Source organism: Chitinolyticbacter albus (assembly GCF_024437655.1).
Taxonomy (GTDB): Bacteria; Pseudomonadota; Gammaproteobacteria; order Burkholderiales; family Chitinibacteraceae; genus Chitinolyticbacter; species Chitinolyticbacter albus.
Map to the genome: position 1 here is coordinate 283502 of NZ_JANBVF010000001.1, position 17082 is coordinate 300583.

Genomic DNA, 17082 nt, shown 5'->3' on the forward strand with positions numbered 1-17082 from the left:
GCTATTGAGGTGCGAGCCTAACGCCCCAGCGCCGCGCTCAGCGCGGCATACGCACGCCATTGTTCGGCCTGGTTGTCGACGCTGTGCGCCTGCGCAGTCGTGAGCGCAAGCTCGGCGTCGAGCAGCGCGCTGCGGTCGGCGCGACCCAGCGCCAGATTGGCGCGTGCATCGGCCAGCTGGCGACGCGCCCTTTGCTCGGCGGCCGCGGCCAGCGCTGCCGTTTGCACGGCATGCTGCCAGTCGGCCAGTGCGAGCTCCACTTCCTGCAACGCCGTGAGCATGGCCTTGCGGTAGTTCGCCAGCGCCAGCGCATGCTCGGCACGCGCGGTGGCGACTTCGGCATCGGTGCGGCCGCCGTCGAACAGCAGCCAGTCGACGCCGGCACCCAGCGCCCAGCTCAGGTAGTCATGGGTGAGGAAACTTCCCAGCGCGTTGCTGGCAAAACCCGCGCTGCCGGTCAGGTTGATCCGCGGGAAGCGCTGCAACATGGCGAGCTCGACGCCGATGCGCTGCGCCTCGACCTGCAGCCATGCCGACTGCAGATCCGGCCGGCGCGCCAGCACCGTGGCAGGCAGATCCGGTGTGACCTGCAAGGGCGCTGAGCGCAATCCTTCCTCATCCAAGCGCAACGCCGCCGCATCGCGCCCCAGCAGCATCGCCAGCCGGGCATGTGCCTGCGCCGCCGCACGCTGAGCATCCGATAGCCCTTGCGCCGCCTGATCGCGCTCTGCAGCGGCGGCATCGCGGGTGGCACGAGAGGCCAAACCCAGGCCGATCCGGGCGGCGGCGTCCTGATGCTGGCGCTCGCCCAGCGCACGATTGCGGCGCCACAGCGCGGCCTGCGCCTGCGCCAGACGCAGATCGGTGTAGGCCAGCACCACTTCGCGCGCGACCAGCAAGCGTATCGCTTCGCGATCCTGCTCTGCGGCGCCGGCCATGGATTGCCCTGCCACGCGCGCGCGCGCCACCCGGCCGAACAGATCGAGCTCGTAGCTGAGCGTCAGCCCTAAGCTGCGCCGGTTTTCGGTGTAACCGGGCAGATCCGAGAAGAACAGGTTTCCCGCTTCATCGAGATCGGGCGAACGCTGACGCGGCACGCGCGCGCGCTCGGCATCAGCCCCCGCGCGCAGCGACGGAGCGGCAGATGCATCGGCAACGGCCAGGCGCCCGCGTGCCACCGCCAGTCGCTCGGTGGCAATGCCGACATCGACATTGGCCGAGAGCGCGGCTGTCACCAGGGCAGCCAGTTGGGGGTCGCCATAGTCACGCCACCACGGCTGGGCGGGCGGCGCCGTATCCGCGATGACAGCCGTGCCTTGCCAGCCAGCCGGGGCCACCGGCATCGCGCTCGGCGGCTCGGTCACGACGCTGGCGCAACCGGCCAGCAACAACGCCAACCCTGGCCAGGCAATGCGCGAAGTCATCGTTTTACTCCGGCGCTGGCCGGCAGACGCACGATCACGCGCTGGCCGATCAGAAGTTGCGGCGCATCGAGCGTAACGATCGCTTCGACGACGCGGACATCCTGCTTTTCACCAGGATCGTCGCCACGCGCTCGCAGCCCGACCGCGGGCGATACCCGCGCCAGCCGGCCCGGATAGGTCCGCGCCTCATCGACCTCCAGCGCGACCTCGACCGCTCGACCGGGCTGAAGCTGGGTGATGAAGCGCTCTTCGAATTCGGCCCGCACCACGCGGGCTCGCGCCGGCGCGAACAGGAACAGCGGCGTGACATTGAGCGTGCTGACGCCGTCGCCCGGCCGGATATCGCGCCGTACGATCTGGCCGTCGCTGGGCGCACGGACCGTGTGCCGGGTGACCTCGTGCTCAGCCACCTGCCACTTGCGGCGCAGCGCCTCTGCCCGGCCCGCGATCACCGCCAGCTCCGCCTGCACCGTGGCGACTTCGTCACGCGCGCCATCGAGCGCCTGGGCCGGCGCGAGCTCGGCGGCCACGGCCTGCTGCAGCCGTTGCACCTCGCGCCGCGCTGCGGCCAGCTTGGCGCGCGGCGGCGCGGCCTCCGCCTGCGCCGCCCGATATTCCGCTTCGGCGAGCCCCGCCTCCAGCCGGGCCTGCTCGTCGTCCAGCACCGCCAGGACCTGGCCGGCGCGCACCCGGTCTCCTTCTCCGACCGGTACCGCCTTGACCACGCCATCGCGCTGCGCGGCGAGCTTGACGACACCGCCCTCGATATCGACCCGGCCCCGGGCCACCGCCACCCAGCTGGGTTGGGTCGCCGACGGCGCCGGCTCGTCACGGCCGGCCACGGCCCAGAATCCCAATCCAAGCAGGGCGGCAGCGCCGGCAGCCCAGAACATCCATTTGCGTATCGTCATGCGTGCTCCTGCTCACCGGCCAGCGCCGGTTCGGTCTGTGCAATGCGCTCGTCGCGCTTGATCTGGCCGTCTTCGAGTTCGATCAACCGGTCCGCGCGCTGGTGCAGCCGCGGGTCGTGCGTCACCACCAGCACCATGGCGCCGCGCTCGCGGGCGATACGGTGCAGCAGGTCGACGACGACGCTGCCGTTGTGACTATCGAGTGCACTGGTGGGCTCGTCGGCGAAGATCAGTTCCGGCTGTTTGACGAGCGCGCGCGCGATCGCGACCCGCTGCTTCTCGCCCCCCGACAACTCCACCGGGCGCAGATGCGCGCGCTCGCCCAGCCCGACCTCCTCCAGCGCCGCGTGCGCACGGCGCCTGGCCTCATCGCCCAGCAAGCTGCCGTATTGCAGCGGGAACACCACGTTTTCCAGTGCGGTCAGCGCGGCGAACAGGTTGAAGCCCTGGAACACGAAACCGCAGTGCTGCAGTCGGAAGCGATCGATGGCTGCATCATCGAGCTGCCACAGATCCTGGCCCAGCGCCTCGACCCGGCCCTGATCGGGCCGCATCAAGCCGGCCAGCATCGCCAGAAAGGTGCTTTTGCCCGAACCGGACGGCCCCATCATCAGCGTGAGCTCGCCGGCGTTCAGCGCCAGCGTCGCCTCCCGGATCACGCGCTGGGTCAGCGCGCCCTGGCCGAACGACTTGGCTATGGCCTCGCAACGGACAAGCACCTCGGACATCGCGGCCTCCTAGCGCAACAGGGTCGCCGGATCGGCCTGGTACAGCGGGCGCAGCGCATACAGGCCCGACAGCAAGGCGATGGCGAGAATGATGGCGGTGCTGCCCAGCAGCAGCCAGGGTGGAAACAGCATGGGCACCTGGGCCCAGTCGGCCAGCAAGCCGATGCCACTCGACAGCAGCGCGGTCAGCAAAAGGCCGCAGGCACCGATCCAGAACGCCTGCTCCAGCACGATGTTGCGCAGCGCCTGGCGCGACACGCCCAGCGCGCGCATGGCGGCGAACTCCTTGAGCGAGGCGAGGATGGCGGACGCCAGCGTCTGGCTGGTGATGACGGCGCCGACGATGAGGCCCAGCAGCGAGGCAACGCCGGCGCCTATCCCCGCGCCCGATTCGAACAGCCAGTAAAGCTGCGATTGCAGCGAGAATTCGTCGGCCGGCCACAGCGAATGACGCCGGCCGCTGTCGGTGCGGGTCAATTGCGCGGCCACCTGGGCCGCGTCGCTGCCAGGCGCCAGTGCCAAGAGCAGATAGGTCAGATCCTGGTTGCGATCGGGGAGGTCCTGCAGCACGTAGCGCAAGGTCGGCTGCCCCATCAGCACCGTGACGCCGCCCACCGCGCGCACGCCGTGGACAAAGCCGGCGATGCGCGCACGCTTGCCGTTGATCTCGACCGGCGCTCCGATGTAGGCGTTGAGCTTGTCGCGGTCGGCCTCGTCGATCAGCACGGCGCCTGGCTCCTCCAGCAGCGCACGCTGCGCCGGTGCGAGCAGATGGGCGTAGGCGAGCCCGTCCGGGCGGGCATCGATGCCGTTGATGACAGCGGTCACCGCCACGCCATCGTCGCGCCGCCAGTCGCCATAGCCCTGGTACAGCCCTTCCACCCGGCGCACGGCCGGATGCAGCCGCGCGTCCAGATCAGCCGACACGGCTATCCCGCGCCCAAGATCGACACTCTGCGTGCCGCGGTAGCCGATCCACACCTGCGCCCCGGACTCATCGATCACCGCAGACACGCTGCCCAGCAGCCCGAGCAGCAAGGCAACCTGAACCACGATCAGCAGCCCGGCGAAGGTCACCGCCAGGATGGCCGCGAGGTAGCGTCGCCATTCATAGCGCAGCGACGCCCGCGCCAAAGACACCTTGCCCATCGCCTACCTCCGTAACCGGCATCGACCACAAAAAGGAATATTCCTTCGCAGAAAGCGCATCGAACGCCGGCATGCCTATTTACGACACATCCGCCATTCAGGGTTTCAGATAAAGGCTGAAGACATCGGCGAGCGCCACCGAAGTCGCGCTCCGGTCCAGATCCGGGTTCACATGGAAATCGACCTGCAGCCCCGATACCAGCGCCGAGAGCACATTGGCCAAGCCGTCAAGGCTCGGCAGATCGGCCCGGATCAGGCCGGCCTGCTGCGCTTTTTGCAAAGCGACAACCACTTCCTGGCGCAACTGGCTGTCGCGCTCGGCCACCCTTAGCATCAGCCGCGGATTGCGGGCGATCTCGGCCCAGCTCTCCACGCCGATATCGTCCTGCGCGCTTTGCAGCAGTTCGGATAGATCGTCGACCTTGAAATGGCGCAACGCGGCGATGCCCTCGGCGCTGCCCAGATAACGCCGGGCCAGCGCGAGATACTCATCGAATTCGCGCTCGACCAGCTCGTCGATGATGGCTTCCTTGCTGGTGAAATGGCGGTACATCGAGCCGGGGCTCAGCTCGGCTTCCTTGCAGATTTCCTCCATCCGCGCCGCATGAAAGCCACGCAGCCGGAATACCCGCTTGGCAGCGGCGAGTATCTGTTCGCGGCGAACATCGGCGAGGGTTTCGTTGCGGGTGCGCATGGCGTCCATTCAAAGACGGAATATTCATTCGCACAATGAACGGAGAGAAAATCGTTGTCAAGACAGCCAATCGTAAGTCAGACAGACGTCGGGAAACCCGGAGTCAGGCGCCATTGCCGGCAAAAGCGACGCCCGCCCACCGCAGCATGCCGAGCACGAATGCAGCATGGCCGACGCCCCGCCGCATCCAGCGCTCAGCCTTCGGGGGCGACGAAAGCCGTGCCGGTGGCGAAGAACTGGCCGCCCGCCACGTAATGCACGCTGGTGCGCTCGGCATCGGGAAAGTGCCAGCGCCCGGCGGAGAACGCCGCCGGATCGGCCCAGGCGGCGACCACTTCGGCAAGGAACAGATCGTGCCGCGCTTCGTTGTCTGGCCGGGGCAACACCCGGCATTCCAGCCAGGCGAGGCAGCCTTCGATCAGCGGTGCGGCCACCTGGCTCGCCGGATGGGCAATCAGGCCGTGCTGCGCAAACTTGTCATGGTCGCGCCCGCTGCTGTTGCCCACCGCCTCGACCATCGCCGCCTGGTGTCGGGCCGGAATCGTGAGCACGAACTCGCCGGACGCTTCGATCAGCTTGCGGCTGTGGGTGCTGGCATCGATCACCACCGCCACCTTGGGTGGATCGAAATCGAGCGGCATCGCCCACGAGGCGGCCATTACGTTGCGCGCATCGCCGTGCGCGCTCGTCACCAGCGTCACCGGGCCGTGGTTGAGCAGCAAATAGCTTTTGATCAATGGAACGGCAACGGCCTGATGCATGGTCACTTCCTCTTCTTGCGTTTGTTGCGATAGCGCTCGAACTTTTCCTGCGTGGCATCGGCAGTGCGGGCGCCAAAGGCGTAATGGCTTTCCAGCCACATCACGTTGATGATGCCGAAGGCGAGCGCGAGGCCCAGCCCCAGTATCCAGGCGAAGTACCACATGGGGTTCTCCTTGAATGTGTACAAGGCCGCCGTAACGGCCAGCGTTGGAAAAGCGCGGCGGGCGGCAAGCCGCCCTGCCCGGTCAGTAGCTGGTATGCGTTTCGCGCTGGATCTGTTCCACCGTTACCGTGCCGCGCATCACGCGATAGACCCAGCTGGTATAGAGGGCGATCAGCGGCACGAAGATCGCAACTACCGCCAGCATGAGGGTCAGCGTCTTCTGGCTGGAGACGGCATCCCACGCGGTGAGGCTGGAGACCGGGTCGATGCTGGAAGGCAACACGAAGGGGAACAACGCAATGCCGGCAGTGACGATGATGGCGATCACGCTACCGCTAGTTGCTGCCAGCGCGGCCCAGCGCCAGCGCAGCCACGCAGCAAAGCCAGCCAGCAGCGGCAGCAACATGCCTGCTACGGGCACAAACCACAGTTGCGGCAGCGCACGGTAGTTGGCGAGCCACAGCCCGGCGCCGCGTACCACCTCCTTCTGCAGCGGCGTGACCACGCCGTTCACATCGGCAATGCTCGCGATGCCAAACCCCTGGAGCGATTGCACCCACACGCCCAGCAGCGTAAACAGCGCGGCGGTGATCCCGCCGGCGATCACGATGGCACGCCGTGCCCGTTCGGCTACGCGCGCGTCGCTCCTCAGGTAGAGGAAGGCCGCGCCGTGCAGCGCCAGCATAGCCACCGCCAGCACGCCGGTGAGTACGGTGAAGCCACTGAACAGGCCGAGGAAGCCGCCGTGATAGCTCACCCGCAGGGTGTCGTCGTAGCGGAACGGCAGGCCGAGGAACAGGTTGCCTATGGCCACGCCGAACACCAGGGCGGGAAACATGCCACCGACGAACAGGCCCCAGTCCCAGGCACCGCGCCAGCGCGGGTCCGGCAGCTTGCTGCGGTAGTCAAAGCCAACAGGGCGCAGGAACAGCGCGAACAGCGTGAAGATCAGCGCCACATAGAGCACTGAGAATGCCGCCGCGTACACCAGCGGCCAGGCTGCGAACAGCGCGGCGCCGAAGGTGATCAGCCAGGTCTGGTTGCCCTCCCAGGTGGGGCCGATGGTGTTGATCACCACGCGGCGCTCGTCGTCGGTGCGGCCCATCCACGGCAACAGCGTGGCCACGCCCAGATCCCAGCCGCCGGTAAGGGCGAAGCCCAGCATCAGCAAGACGATCAGCGCCCACCAGATCAGCTTCAGTGTTTCGTAGTCGAGCATGGTGATCTCCTCAGGAGGCGCTGGTCTGGGCGACAAGCGCGCTGTGCGTCTCGGGCCCTGTTTCGCGGAAGTAGCGGCCGGTATGCAGGCTCGATGGACCCAGGCGGATGTACTTCAGCATCAAATACATCTCGATCGCGAACAGCAGCACGTACATGGTCATCAACCCGATCAGGCTGAACCACACCTGGCCCGCGTCGACGGCGGATGCCGAGAGGAAGGTGGGCAGCACGCCGGAGATGGTCCACGGCTGGCGGCCATACTCGGCAACAAACCAGCCGGCCATGATGGCCACCCATGGCAGCGGGATAGCCACGACCGCCAGCTTGAGCAGCCAGCGCTGCGGCGCGAGGTTTTTCCTGGCCAAAAACCAGAAAGACGTGGCGAAGATGAACAGGAACAGGATGCCCAGCCCCACCATCACGCGGAACGACCAGAACAGCGGTGCCACGCGCGGAATCGTATCGTTGGCAGCAGACTTGATCTGCGCCGGGGTCGCGTCGACCACGTTGGGAGTGTATTTCTTCAGCAGCAGGCCAAAGCCTAGGTCGGCCTTGTGGCGCTCAAACTGACGCTGCATATCCTCGGACGGATTGCCGGCGCGCAAGGCCACCAGCGCCTCGTAGGCCAGCATGCCACTACGGATGCGCGCCTCGTGCTCACGCCGCAGCGCCTTGATGCCGATCACCGGCTGGTCGACCGAACGCGTGGCAATGAGGCCCAGCACATAGGGAATGCGAACTGCATAGTCAGTGCGCTCCTCGGCCTGGTTGGGCAGGCCGAAGGCGGTGATCGCAGCCGGAGCCGGGTGGGTCTCCCATTCCGCCTCGATCGCGGCGAGCTTCACCTTCTGCACTTCGCCGGTGGTGTAGCCCGATTCGTCACCTAGCACGATCACCGAACAGACGGAGGCCAAACCGAATCCCGCCGCGACCGCGAACGAGCGCAGCGCAAAGCCGGTGTCGCGCGCCTTCAAGAGATACCAGGCCGATACGCCGAGCACGAACATCGACGCTGCCACGTAGCCTGCCGCCAGCGTGTGCACGAACTTGGCCTGCGCCACCGGGTTGAAGATCACCTCGGCGATGCTGACGAGCTCCATGCGCATGGTCTGGTAATTGAACTCGGCGCCGACCGGGTTCTGCATCCAGCCATTGGCGATCAATATCCATAGCGCGGAGAGGTTGGAGCCGAGCGCCACCAGGAAAGTGACGCCCAGATGCTGCACCTTGGAGAGCCGGTTCCAGCCGAAGAAGAACAGGCCGACGAAGGTCGACTCCAGAAAGAACGCCATCAGCCCTTCGATCGCCAGCGGCACGCCGAAGATGTCGCCCACATAGTGCGAGTAATACGCCCAGTTGGTGCCGAACTGGAACTCCAGCGTCATGCCCGTGGTGACGCCCATGGCGAAATTGATGCCAAAGAGCTTGCCCCAGAACCGGGTCATGTCCTTGTAGACCTCCCGCCCGGTCATCACGTAGACCGATTCGCAGATCACCAATATCCAGGAGAGGCCGAGCGTGAGCGGGACAAACAGAAAGTGGAACATCGCCGTCAGGCCGAATTGCAGCCGCGACAGCTCCACCACTTCAAGGGCGGGCAGCATGGGATACCTCTGGCTGGGCGTCCTTGACCGGCAACGTACCGGGCGTGGACAGGGTTGGATCAACCTGGGGTGGCGCCGCCGGCCCGATCAGCTGTTGGCTGATGGCCGACTGCGGCACCGACATCTTCTTGGTCCGCGTGAGCGGTTCGGCAAACCACAGCGCTTTGGCGCCCCACAGCAACGCAACCTTCAGCAGCAGCACCAGCGTGATTTCCGCCCACAGCGGCAAGCCGGTCTTGAGGATGCCGGCTCGCACGCGCTATTCCTTGCCGCGCAGCTTGTCGGTGAAGCCCAGCACCTTCTGCACCTTGGCGCCGAGCCGCATCAGGCCTTCCAGCGTCTCGGGCGACAGCCGCTGCACTTCCTCGAACCACACCGTGGCCATCTCGACCAGCTCGTGCATTTCGCGCATGCGTGCCTGGGCGTGGCGTTCCTCGTCGGTCTGCGGCGTGGCTAACAGCGCCTCGCGCAGCATGGACAACGTCGGCTCGATCTCGCGACGGCGCTTTTCCTCAGCCAGCGTGTGGAAAATCTCCCAGATATCCTTGGGCGCCTCGAAGTATTCGCGCCGATCGCCCGAGCGGTGGCTCATCCGCGCCAGCCGCCAGCTCATCAGTTCCTTCATGCCCATGCTCACGTTGGAGCGGGAAAAGCTCAGCGTCTCGGCGATCTCGTCGGCGTTCAGCGGCTGCGGCGAAATGAACAGTAGGGCGTAGATCTGGCCCACGGTGCGATTGATGCCCCAGCGGCTACCCATCTCGCCAAAGTGCAGCACAAAGCGTTCGGTCAGTGGTGTAAGTTGCATTTTTGAATTTTCAATAATTTTTGAAAATTGTAAATACAAGTTTGATCTGGATCAAGGCCCCAGGTTGGACGTCCACTGCTCTCCCTCCTCCCAAAGCCACGCTTTCCTTGGCCGACATCCCGCAAAACGGCTAGCATCGCGGCACCACCAGTCCTATCTCACGATGCAAGCTTTCACCACCACACTCAACGGCGCCGCGCTGTCCGCCAGCCTGATCATGGCCATCGGCGCGCAGAATGCCTTCGTGCTGCGCCAGGGTATCGCCCGGCAGCAGGTGTTCCTGACAGCGCTGACCTGCTCGCTGTGCGATCTGGTGCTGATGAGCGCCGGCGTGGCGGGCATGGGGGCGCTGCTCGCTCGCTACCCGGACCTGCAGTTCTGGATGGCGCTGGGCGGCGCGCTATTCGTACTGTGCTACGGCGTGATGGCGGCGAAAAAGGCCATTCATCCCGGAACGCTGGCGCTCAATTCGCAACAGGGCATCGCCCGCCCCGGCGCGGTCATCCTCGCCGGGCTCGGTTTTTCCGTGCTCAATCCGCATGCGATTCTCGATACCGTCGTGCTGGTAGGCGGCATAGGCGCGCAACAAAGCGTCGCCGCCCGCCCCTGGTTTCTGCTGGGCGCGGTTGGCTACTCCTTCGTGTGGTTCTTCTCGCTCGCCTTCGGCGCCAGCCAGCTGACGCCGCTGTTCAAGAATCCGACTGCCTGGCGGATACTCGATCTCGCCATCGCCGCGATGATGTTCGCCATCGCCGTGTCGCTGCTGCGCCAGACCGGGCTGATTTGACCCAACAAGCCGCCCGGCAGGTTCTAAGCTGATCCCATGAACGAATCACCGAAGCGTTGTGCCTGGTGCGGCACCGATCCGCTCTACCAGGCTTACCACGACACCGAGTGGGGCGTGCCTTGCCGCGACAGCCGGGCGCTGTTCGAGCTGCTGTGCCTGGAAGGCGCCCAGGCGGGGCTGTCCTGGATCACCATACTCAGGAAACGCGAGCACTATCGGCAGGTATTCGACGGCTTCGATCCCGAGCGTATCGCCGCCTACGACGCCGACAAGGTCGCCGCGCTGCTGCTCGACCCGGGCATCGTGCGCAACCGCTCCAAGGTTGCGGCCTTCATCAGCAACGCCCAGGCCTGGCTGCAGATGCGCGACGAAGGCCTCGATTTCGCCGAGTGGATCTGGGCTTTCGTCGAGCGCCCTCCCGGTCACCCGGTCTCGACGACCGACGTGCCGGCCAAGACGGCCGTCTCGGATGCCATGAGCCGCGCGCTGCAGGCGCGCGGCTTCAAGTTCGTTGGCAGCACAATCTGCTATGCCTTCATGCAGGCAGCAGGTTTGGTAAACGATCACACGCGTGATTGCTGGCGCGCCCCGGCCCAGCACTGAACGTCGTGACCACCGCAGCGACCAGAAAAATCGTAAGAAATAACAACAAAAGCATATCGATATCAGGGCAATTCCGGGTATCTCGGGGCGCAATTTGTAAGTTACAGTAACGGCTTATTGGATCGTCACCCTACGGAGAACCCCGATGAACATCAGCCAGAGAATCATGCTTTTGATCGGTGTGGCCATCCTGGCCTTGTGCGTGGTGGGTGGCATTGCTTTCGTACAGCTCAGCCGCACCGAGACCTCGATCACCCACCTGACCAACGAATCGCTAGCCGGGCTGGAGAAGCTCTATTCGATCAACAACAGCTACAAAGTTCAGCAACTGGTGCTGTACCAGCTGGGTGGCTCGTTCGATGCCAGCCTGCAGCAAAAGCTCACCGCCTCGCTCTCCAGCAATGCCAAAACCATCCAGGAAAACCTGAACACCTACGAAAGCACGATCGCTTCGACACAGGAGCGCCAGCTTTTCAGCGACTTCCAGCCCAAGCTTGCCGCCTTCAACGCCGCAGCCACCGAAGTCGTGAAGCAGGCCGAGGATTTGGGCGATGTCGCCGCAGCGCTGACCAAGATGCGCGAAAAAGCCCACGTAGCGGAAAACGCACTGCAGCAGCTGGTTTCCTACAACGTGAAGCTGGGCCAGAGCTATCGCGCTGAGGTCGAGGCCAGCCAGCGCAATGGCAAGATCCTGTTCACCATCATCATCATCGCCACCGTGGTCGGGCTGGCGGTGTTTGGCGCCATCCTGCTACAGGCGATCAAGAAGCCGTTGTCGCTAATGCAAGAGGCTGTGACCGATATTGGTAAGTCTCTGGATTTCACCCGCCGGGTTCAGGTATCGAGCAATGACGAAATCGGTCAGACCGTGCGCGCCTTCAACGGACTGGTCGAGCGCATGCAGCAAAGCCTGCGCGAAATCAGCGGCAAGATCGCCGATGTGAGCAGCTCGGCCAACCAGCTGTCGCAGACGGCGGGCGAGCTGTCACAGACTGCAAACCACGCCAGTGAAGCCGCATCCAGCATGGCTGCCACGGTGGAAGAAGTAACCGTCAGCATCAATCATGTGGCCGACCGCTCCAGCGAAGCCGATCAGCTCTCGCGCCATTCCGGCCAGCTGGCGCAGGACGGCGGCCGCGTGATCGAAGGGACCGTCGCCAAGATCGACGGCATCGCCGATACGGTACGCAGCGCCGCCGGGGAAATCAGCGCATTGCAGGCCAAGAGCTCCGATGTCTCGGCCGTGGTCAAGGTGATCAAGGAAATCGCCGATCAGACCAATCTCTTGGCGCTGAATGCCGCCATCGAGGCCGCACGCGCGGGCGAACAAGGCCGTGGTTTCGCCGTCGTCGCCGACGAGGTGCGCAAGCTGGCCGAGCGCACCTCGCTCTCCACCCAGGAAATCGCCAGCACCATCCTCGCGATCCAGCAGAGTGCGGATTCGGCGGTGGCACGGATGCAGAACGCCGTCGGCCAGGTGGAGGAAGGTGTGGGCGAAGCGCGTGCGGCAGGCGATGCAATCCGCCAGATCCGCCAGGGCTCGGGCGAGGTGGTCGCACGCGTGGCCGACATCAACGGCGCCATCCGCGAGCAAAGCACCGCCAGCAATAACATCGCCCAGGTGGTGGAACGCATCGCGCAGATGGCCGAGGAAAACAGCGCCGCCGCAGGGCACACCTCGCAATCGGCGGAGCGACTGCAGCAACTGGCCCGCGATATGGAACAGGCGATCAGCCGCTACCGGGTCTGATCTGCTTTCCCTTGCACTAACGTCACAATAGAAACGGCCTGACGGCCGTTTCTTGTTTATGGGTGCCGAGTAGTGGAACGCCAGCGCCGGACAGCTGCATCCTACGTCGCGGCCCCCAGAAAGGACTGCTGCTGACCGGGCTGCGCCAGACTGCGGCTGATCACCTGCATGTCGCGCCAGGCTTCGTCAAAACCGGAGCCGTGCGGCTGACCCGTGGCAATCGCATCGGCAAATGCCTGGAACTCGGCCACGTAGCCGTCGTCGTCCGGCCGCAACTCCTGCGTTTCGCCCTCGGATGAGCGTATGAACAAACGCTCGCCGTCGAATTCTGCGCTGCCGTGCTCCGCAAGCAACAACAGCCGCCGCTCCCGCAGCCCTGCCACGGAAAAATAGAGATTGAGACTGCCGTGTGCACCGGTTTCAGTCTGAAACTGCAAACTGCCCCCGTCAAAGCGGCCCAGCGACGGCTGCACTCTTGAAGGCAACAGCGTCGCGCGGACGATCTCGCCAAGCAACGCCCGCACCACCGCGACGTAATGCACTCCCGCGTCGAGCAGCAAGCCGTCCGGAAACTCCGCACTGCTGCGCCACCCGCTCGCGATATAGCGATTGTCCGGCGTCATGCAGTTCATTACATTCCAGTGCAATGCATAAGGCCGCCCGGCCTTGCCGCTGGCCAGCCACGCCCGCAGCCGCTGCACGAACCACGCATAGCGGTAATTTTCCGCCACCATGGTGACCCGCTGCGGATACTGCGCCACCAGCGCCAGCATGGCGCGCGCGTCATCCGCACTGGCCGCCAGCGGCTTTTCCACCAGCACATGCTTGCCCGCAGCCAGCGCATCGCGCGTCGCCGCAAGGTTGAGCGTGGCCGGTAGCACGATATCGACCGCATCGATATCGGTGCGCGCAAGCAAGGCCTGCCAGTCGTCATACCAATCGACGCCACCGACCAGATCGGCAAAGGCCTGCGCCTTGGCACCCGTCCGGTTGCACACGGCCACCAGTTGCATCCTGCCCGAGAGCTTGCGTAACGCCGGCCAATGCAACTCCCGCGCAGCAACGCCGCAGCCCAATAATCCAATACGCAACGGTTTCACCGCCCGGCCTCCCCGTCCCTAGCCTGCCTCTATCGGCATCTGCTTGTTCATCGCTTGCGCTACTTTAGCCGTTCATGTTGCACGCCGTTACATGGTGTAGCGTTTCCGTCATGTGGCTTACCGGCATTTATGGCTAGAATCCGCACCGTTGAATTTAATTCGGCGCCAACTGCAAGGCTCTTGGCCAATAGCAATATGGCGTCGAGCTTATCCGGTTTTTTACCCTTTTAAACTATAAGGCCATTCAAAATGCAAAAGTCCCTGTTCATTGCCGCCCTGTTCGCCGTTGCCCTGACCGCTTGCGGCGAAAAGCCGGTCGATACCGCTTCCGCTGTTGCTTCGGCTCCGGTTGAAGCTTCGGCTCCGGTTGCTTCGGCTCCGGTTGAAGCTTCGGCTGTTGCTTCGGCTCCGGCTGCTTCGGCTGCTTCGGCTGCCAAGTAATTCGCCTCTAAGCGAATCGCAAAAAGCCGACCGCAAGGTCGGCTTTTTGTTTTTGCGGCACAATGCAATCCTTCCCATTGCATCTGCCGCCCATGCATATCTTGCTGCCTCGCTGGATCATTCCGATCCAGCCACGTCTTGTTCTCGAAGCGCATGCATTGATCATCGACGGGCCACGCATCGTCGATCTGCTTCCCGCCAGCGCTGCCCTCGCCCGTTACCCTGAAGCCACCATCACCCGTTTGCCGCAGCACGCGCTACTGCCCGGCCTTGTCAACCTGCATGCCCATTCGGCAATGACCTTGCTACGCGGCTATGCGGACGATCTTGCGTTGATGACCTGGTTGAACGATCACATCTGGCCCGCCGAGGGCAAACACGTTTCCGACGAATTCGTGTTCGACGGCACGCTGCTCGCCATTGCCGAAATGATCGCCGGCGGAACCACCTGTGCCAACGATATGTATTTCCATCATGGCGCGGTCGCGCGCGCGGCGCTCGCCAGCGATTTTCGCATGATGGTCGGCTGCTCCATCCTGGAATTCCCCACGCCCTATGCCGCCAATGCCGACGGCTATATCGGCAAGGCCCTGGCCTGTATCGACGAATTCCGGGGCGAAGACCTCGTCGGCTTCACGCTGGCACCGCACGCGCCCTACACGGTCAGCGACGATACCTTCCGTCGCGTCGTCACGCTGGCGGACGAGCTGGAAGTCGGCATCCATTGCCATATCCACGAAACGCAGGATGAGGTCACGGGCAGCCTCAAGGAGCACGGCGTGCGGCCGCTGGCGCGGTTGGCGGGCCTCGGCGTGCTCGGCGGCAACCTGATCGCCGCGCACATGGTGCATACGACGGACGACGAGCTGGCCTTGCTGGCCCGCAATGGCGTGAACGTGGCGCACAACCCAGCCTCCAACCTCAAGCTGGCCTCGGGCTTTGCCCGCATCGCCGAGCAACTCGCCGCGGGCATCAACGTCGGCATCGGCACCGACGGCGCGGCCAGCAACAACAAGCTCGACCTGTTTGCCGAACTGCGCCTGGCCGCATTGCTGGCCAAGGGCGCCAGCGGCAACGCAGAAGCGCTGCCAGCCTGGCAGGCACTGGAAATGGCCACGCTGAACGGCGCACGCGCGCTGGGTTGGGATGATCGCATCGGCAGCCTGGAAGCGGGCAAACAGGCCGACCTGATCGCCGTCGACCTGTCGGCGGCAGGAACCCAGCCATGCTACGATCCGGTATCCCACCTCGTGTACGCGGCCGACCGCAGCCAGGTCAGCCACGTCTGGATCGCCGGGCGCGCCGTCTACGCCGAACACAGGCACCTGAGCCTGGATCTGGCCGATATCCAGCAGCGCACCCGGCGCTGGCACGATCGCATCCGTACCTGAGTCAGCCTCCATGTCCGATACCGCAAGCCCTTCCGTCAACGCCGACGCCGCCGAACTCGCCAAGTTTTCCGCCCTCGCCCACAAGTGGTGGGACAAGGAGAGCGAGTTCAAGCCGCTGCACGACATCAATCCGCTACGCCTCGACTTCATCGAACAGCACGTGCCGCTCTCGGGGCAGCAGGTGGTCGATGTGGGCTGCGGCGGTGGCATCCTCTCCGAAGGGCTGGCGCAGCGCGGCGCGCAGGTCACCGGCATCGATCTGGCCGATAAATCGCTGAAGATCGCCAAGCTGCACGCGATGGAATCGAATCTCGTCATCGACTACCGCAAGGTGCCGGTCGAGGAGCTCGCCGCCGAAGCCCCCGCCAGTTTCGACGTGGTCACCTGCCTCGAGATGCTGGAACATGTGCCCTCGCCCGCCAGCGTGGTCGCCGCCTGTGCCGAGCTCGCCCGCCCCGGCGGCTGGGTGTTCTTCTCCACGCTGAACCGCAACGCCAAGAGCTATCTGCTCGCCGTACTCGGCGCCGAATACGTGCTCGGCATGCTGCCGCGCGGCACCCACGACTACGCCCGCTTCATCAAGCCGTCCGAGTTGGGCCGCATGACACGTACCTCGGGGCTCGATACGGTCAGCCTCACGGGGCTGCACTACAAGCCGCTTGGCCGCATCTACGAGCTCGGCGGCGATACCGACGTGAACTACCTCGTCGCCTGCCGGAAGCCAGCATGATCAAGGCCGTTCTATTCGATCTTGACGGCACGCTGGCCGACACCGCGGCCGATCTCGGCGGCGCGCTCAACCGCCTGCTGCTCGAGGAAGGCCTGCCGATACAGCCCTATTCGGCCATCCGCCCCATCGCCAGCCACGGCGCACGCGGCCTGTTGGAGCTGGGCTTGGGGGTCACGCCCGCCGATCCGCGTTTTGCCGAGCTGCGCCAGCGTTTTCTCGATCACTACGAAGCCCGTCTCACTGCCGAGACCACGCTGTTCGACGGCATCATTCCGCTGATCGAGCAACTGGCGAGCCGAGGCCTGGCCTGGGGCATCATCACCAACAAGCCTGCCCGCTTCACCGACCCGCTGGTGGCGCAGCTGGCCTGGCCGGTACCCCCTGCGGTCACCGTTTCCGGCGACACCGTCGGCGTGGCCAAGCCCGACCCCAAGCCCATGCGCTTTGCGGCCGAACAGCTTGGTGTGCCAGCCAACCTGTGCTGGTACGTGGGCGACGCCGAGCGCGATATCGAAGCTGGCCGTGCCGTTCAGATGAAGACGGTGCTCGCTGGCTGGGGCTATATCGCCAATTCCGACCGCCCGCACGAATGGGGCGCCGACTTCAGCATCAGCCATCCGCTCGAATTGCTGCCGCATCTGCCAGTCTGATCCCCGTTTGCTACCAATGCACGCGTACCAACCACCACCGCGCGGCTCTGTCCGGTCGCAATGCGCCGGGCTGCAGCCCCTCTGCCATCCCAAACGCATCCATCCGGCAAAACCCTAGCTTGTATTCACCGGTGTGCGCGTCCAGCATTTAAGAAACCACTTGAACTAG

Annotated in this window: 19 protein-coding genes; 7 read left to right on the forward strand and 12 right to left on the reverse strand. The window is 64.8% G+C overall.

Going from position 1 to position 17082, the window contains the following annotated elements; all coding sequences use genetic code 11:
- Positions 1 to 17: 17 nt before the first annotated feature.
- From NLI84_RS01385 to NLI84_RS01435, 11 genes are all read right to left on the reverse strand, one after another.
- Positions 18 to 1424, reverse strand: coding sequence for an efflux transporter outer membrane subunit (locus tag NLI84_RS01385; protein ID WP_255987653.1), 1407 nt, complete (start codon positions 1422 to 1424; stop codon positions 18 to 20).
- Entirely contained in the window at positions 1421 to 2335 is a 915-nt protein-coding gene (locus tag NLI84_RS01390) for an HlyD family secretion protein (protein ID WP_255987654.1), read from the reverse strand. Before NLI84_RS01390 ends, NLI84_RS01385 begins: the two co-directional genes overlap by 4 nt.
- Positions 2332 to 3063, reverse strand: a complete 732-nt coding sequence (locus NLI84_RS01395) for an ABC transporter ATP-binding protein (protein WP_255987656.1) — start codon at positions 3061 to 3063, stop codon at positions 2332 to 2334. Before NLI84_RS01395 ends, NLI84_RS01390 begins: the two co-directional genes overlap by 4 nt.
- 9 nt (positions 3064 to 3072) lie before the next feature.
- Entirely contained in the window at positions 3073 to 4212 is a 1140-nt protein-coding gene (locus NLI84_RS01400; protein WP_255987657.1) for an ABC transporter permease, read from the reverse strand.
- A 97-nt stretch (positions 4213 to 4309) separates the two neighbouring features.
- On the reverse strand, positions 4310 to 4906 hold the full coding sequence (locus tag NLI84_RS01405) for a TetR/AcrR family transcriptional regulator (RefSeq protein ID WP_255987661.1): 597 nt from the start codon (positions 4904 to 4906) through the stop codon (positions 4310 to 4312).
- A gap of 194 nt (positions 4907 to 5100) precedes the next feature.
- Positions 5101 to 5667 carry a flavin reductase family protein gene (locus tag NLI84_RS01410; protein WP_255987662.1) on the reverse strand — a complete coding sequence of 189 codons (567 nt, stop codon included), beginning with the start codon at positions 5665 to 5667 and terminating at the stop codon, positions 5101 to 5103.
- A 2-nt stretch (positions 5668 to 5669) separates the two neighbouring features.
- Positions 5670 to 5831, reverse strand: a complete 162-nt coding sequence (gene cydX, locus NLI84_RS19205; protein ID WP_148714946.1) for a cytochrome bd-I oxidase subunit CydX — start codon at positions 5829 to 5831, stop codon at positions 5670 to 5672.
- Positions 5832 to 5913: 82 nt separating this feature from the next.
- On the reverse strand, positions 5914 to 7050 hold the full coding sequence (cydB, locus tag NLI84_RS01420; RefSeq protein WP_255987663.1) for a cytochrome d ubiquinol oxidase subunit II: 1137 nt from the start codon (positions 7048 to 7050) through the stop codon (positions 5914 to 5916).
- Positions 7051 to 7060: 10 nt separating this feature from the next.
- Entirely contained in the window at positions 7061 to 8656 is a 1596-nt protein-coding gene (locus NLI84_RS01425; protein ID WP_255987664.1) for a cytochrome ubiquinol oxidase subunit I, read from the reverse strand.
- A complete protein-coding gene (locus NLI84_RS01430) occupies positions 8640 to 8912 on the reverse strand; it encodes a hypothetical protein (protein WP_255987669.1) in 273 nt (90 codons plus the stop codon). Before NLI84_RS01430 ends, NLI84_RS01425 begins: the two co-directional genes overlap by 17 nt.
- Before the next feature lie 3 nt (positions 8913 to 8915).
- Complete coding sequence (locus NLI84_RS01435; protein WP_255987670.1) at positions 8916 to 9461, reverse strand: GbsR/MarR family transcriptional regulator; 546 nt, start codon at positions 9459 to 9461, stop codon at positions 8916 to 8918.
- A 163-nt stretch (positions 9462 to 9624) separates the two neighbouring features.
- On the opposite strand from NLI84_RS01435, the gene NLI84_RS01440 reads away from it, so the two are divergent.
- The 3 genes from NLI84_RS01440 to NLI84_RS01450 all read left to right on the forward strand — a co-directional run bounded on the left by NLI84_RS01440 (position 9625) and on the right by NLI84_RS01450 (position 12601).
- Positions 9625 to 10248 carry a LysE/ArgO family amino acid transporter gene (locus tag NLI84_RS01440; protein WP_255987671.1) on the forward strand — a complete coding sequence of 208 codons (624 nt, stop codon included), beginning with the start codon at positions 9625 to 9627 and terminating at the stop codon, positions 10246 to 10248.
- 36 nt (positions 10249 to 10284) lie between these two features.
- Positions 10285 to 10851: a DNA-3-methyladenine glycosylase I gene (locus tag NLI84_RS01445; RefSeq protein ID WP_255987672.1), complete on the forward strand. Its 567-nt coding sequence runs from the start codon at positions 10285 to 10287 to the stop codon at positions 10849 to 10851.
- A 145-nt stretch (positions 10852 to 10996) separates the two neighbouring features.
- Entirely contained in the window at positions 10997 to 12601 is a 1605-nt protein-coding gene (locus tag NLI84_RS01450) for a methyl-accepting chemotaxis protein (protein ID WP_255987673.1), read from the forward strand.
- 101 nt (positions 12602 to 12702) lie between these two features.
- Here NLI84_RS01450 and NLI84_RS01455 read toward each other — a convergent pair whose 3' ends face one another.
- On the reverse strand, positions 12703 to 13701 hold the full coding sequence (locus NLI84_RS01455) for a Gfo/Idh/MocA family protein (RefSeq protein WP_255987674.1): 999 nt from the start codon (positions 13699 to 13701) through the stop codon (positions 12703 to 12705).
- Between the two features lie 249 nt (positions 13702 to 13950).
- Between NLI84_RS01455 and NLI84_RS01460 the strand changes: the two genes are divergently transcribed.
- The 4 genes from NLI84_RS01460 (at position 13951) to NLI84_RS01475 (ending at position 16913) form a co-directional block, all read left to right on the forward strand.
- Positions 13951 to 14142 carry a hypothetical protein gene (locus NLI84_RS01460; RefSeq protein ID WP_255987676.1) on the forward strand — a complete coding sequence of 64 codons (192 nt, stop codon included), beginning with the start codon at positions 13951 to 13953 and terminating at the stop codon, positions 14140 to 14142.
- A 92-nt stretch (positions 14143 to 14234) separates the two neighbouring features.
- Positions 14235 to 15533 (forward strand): TRZ/ATZ family hydrolase, encoded by a 1299-nt coding sequence (locus tag NLI84_RS01465; RefSeq protein ID WP_255987677.1) that lies wholly within the window; start codon positions 14235 to 14237, stop codon positions 15531 to 15533.
- Between the two features lie 10 nt (positions 15534 to 15543).
- Positions 15544 to 16263 (forward strand): bifunctional 2-polyprenyl-6-hydroxyphenol methylase/3-demethylubiquinol 3-O-methyltransferase UbiG, encoded by a 720-nt coding sequence (ubiG, locus tag NLI84_RS01470; RefSeq protein WP_255987679.1) that lies wholly within the window; start codon positions 15544 to 15546, stop codon positions 16261 to 16263.
- Positions 16260 to 16913, forward strand: coding sequence for an HAD family hydrolase (locus NLI84_RS01475; protein WP_255987680.1), 654 nt, complete (start codon positions 16260 to 16262; stop codon positions 16911 to 16913). The genes ubiG and NLI84_RS01475 overlap by 4 nt, the downstream gene beginning before the upstream one ends.
- Positions 16914 to 17082 lie beyond the last annotated feature (169 nt).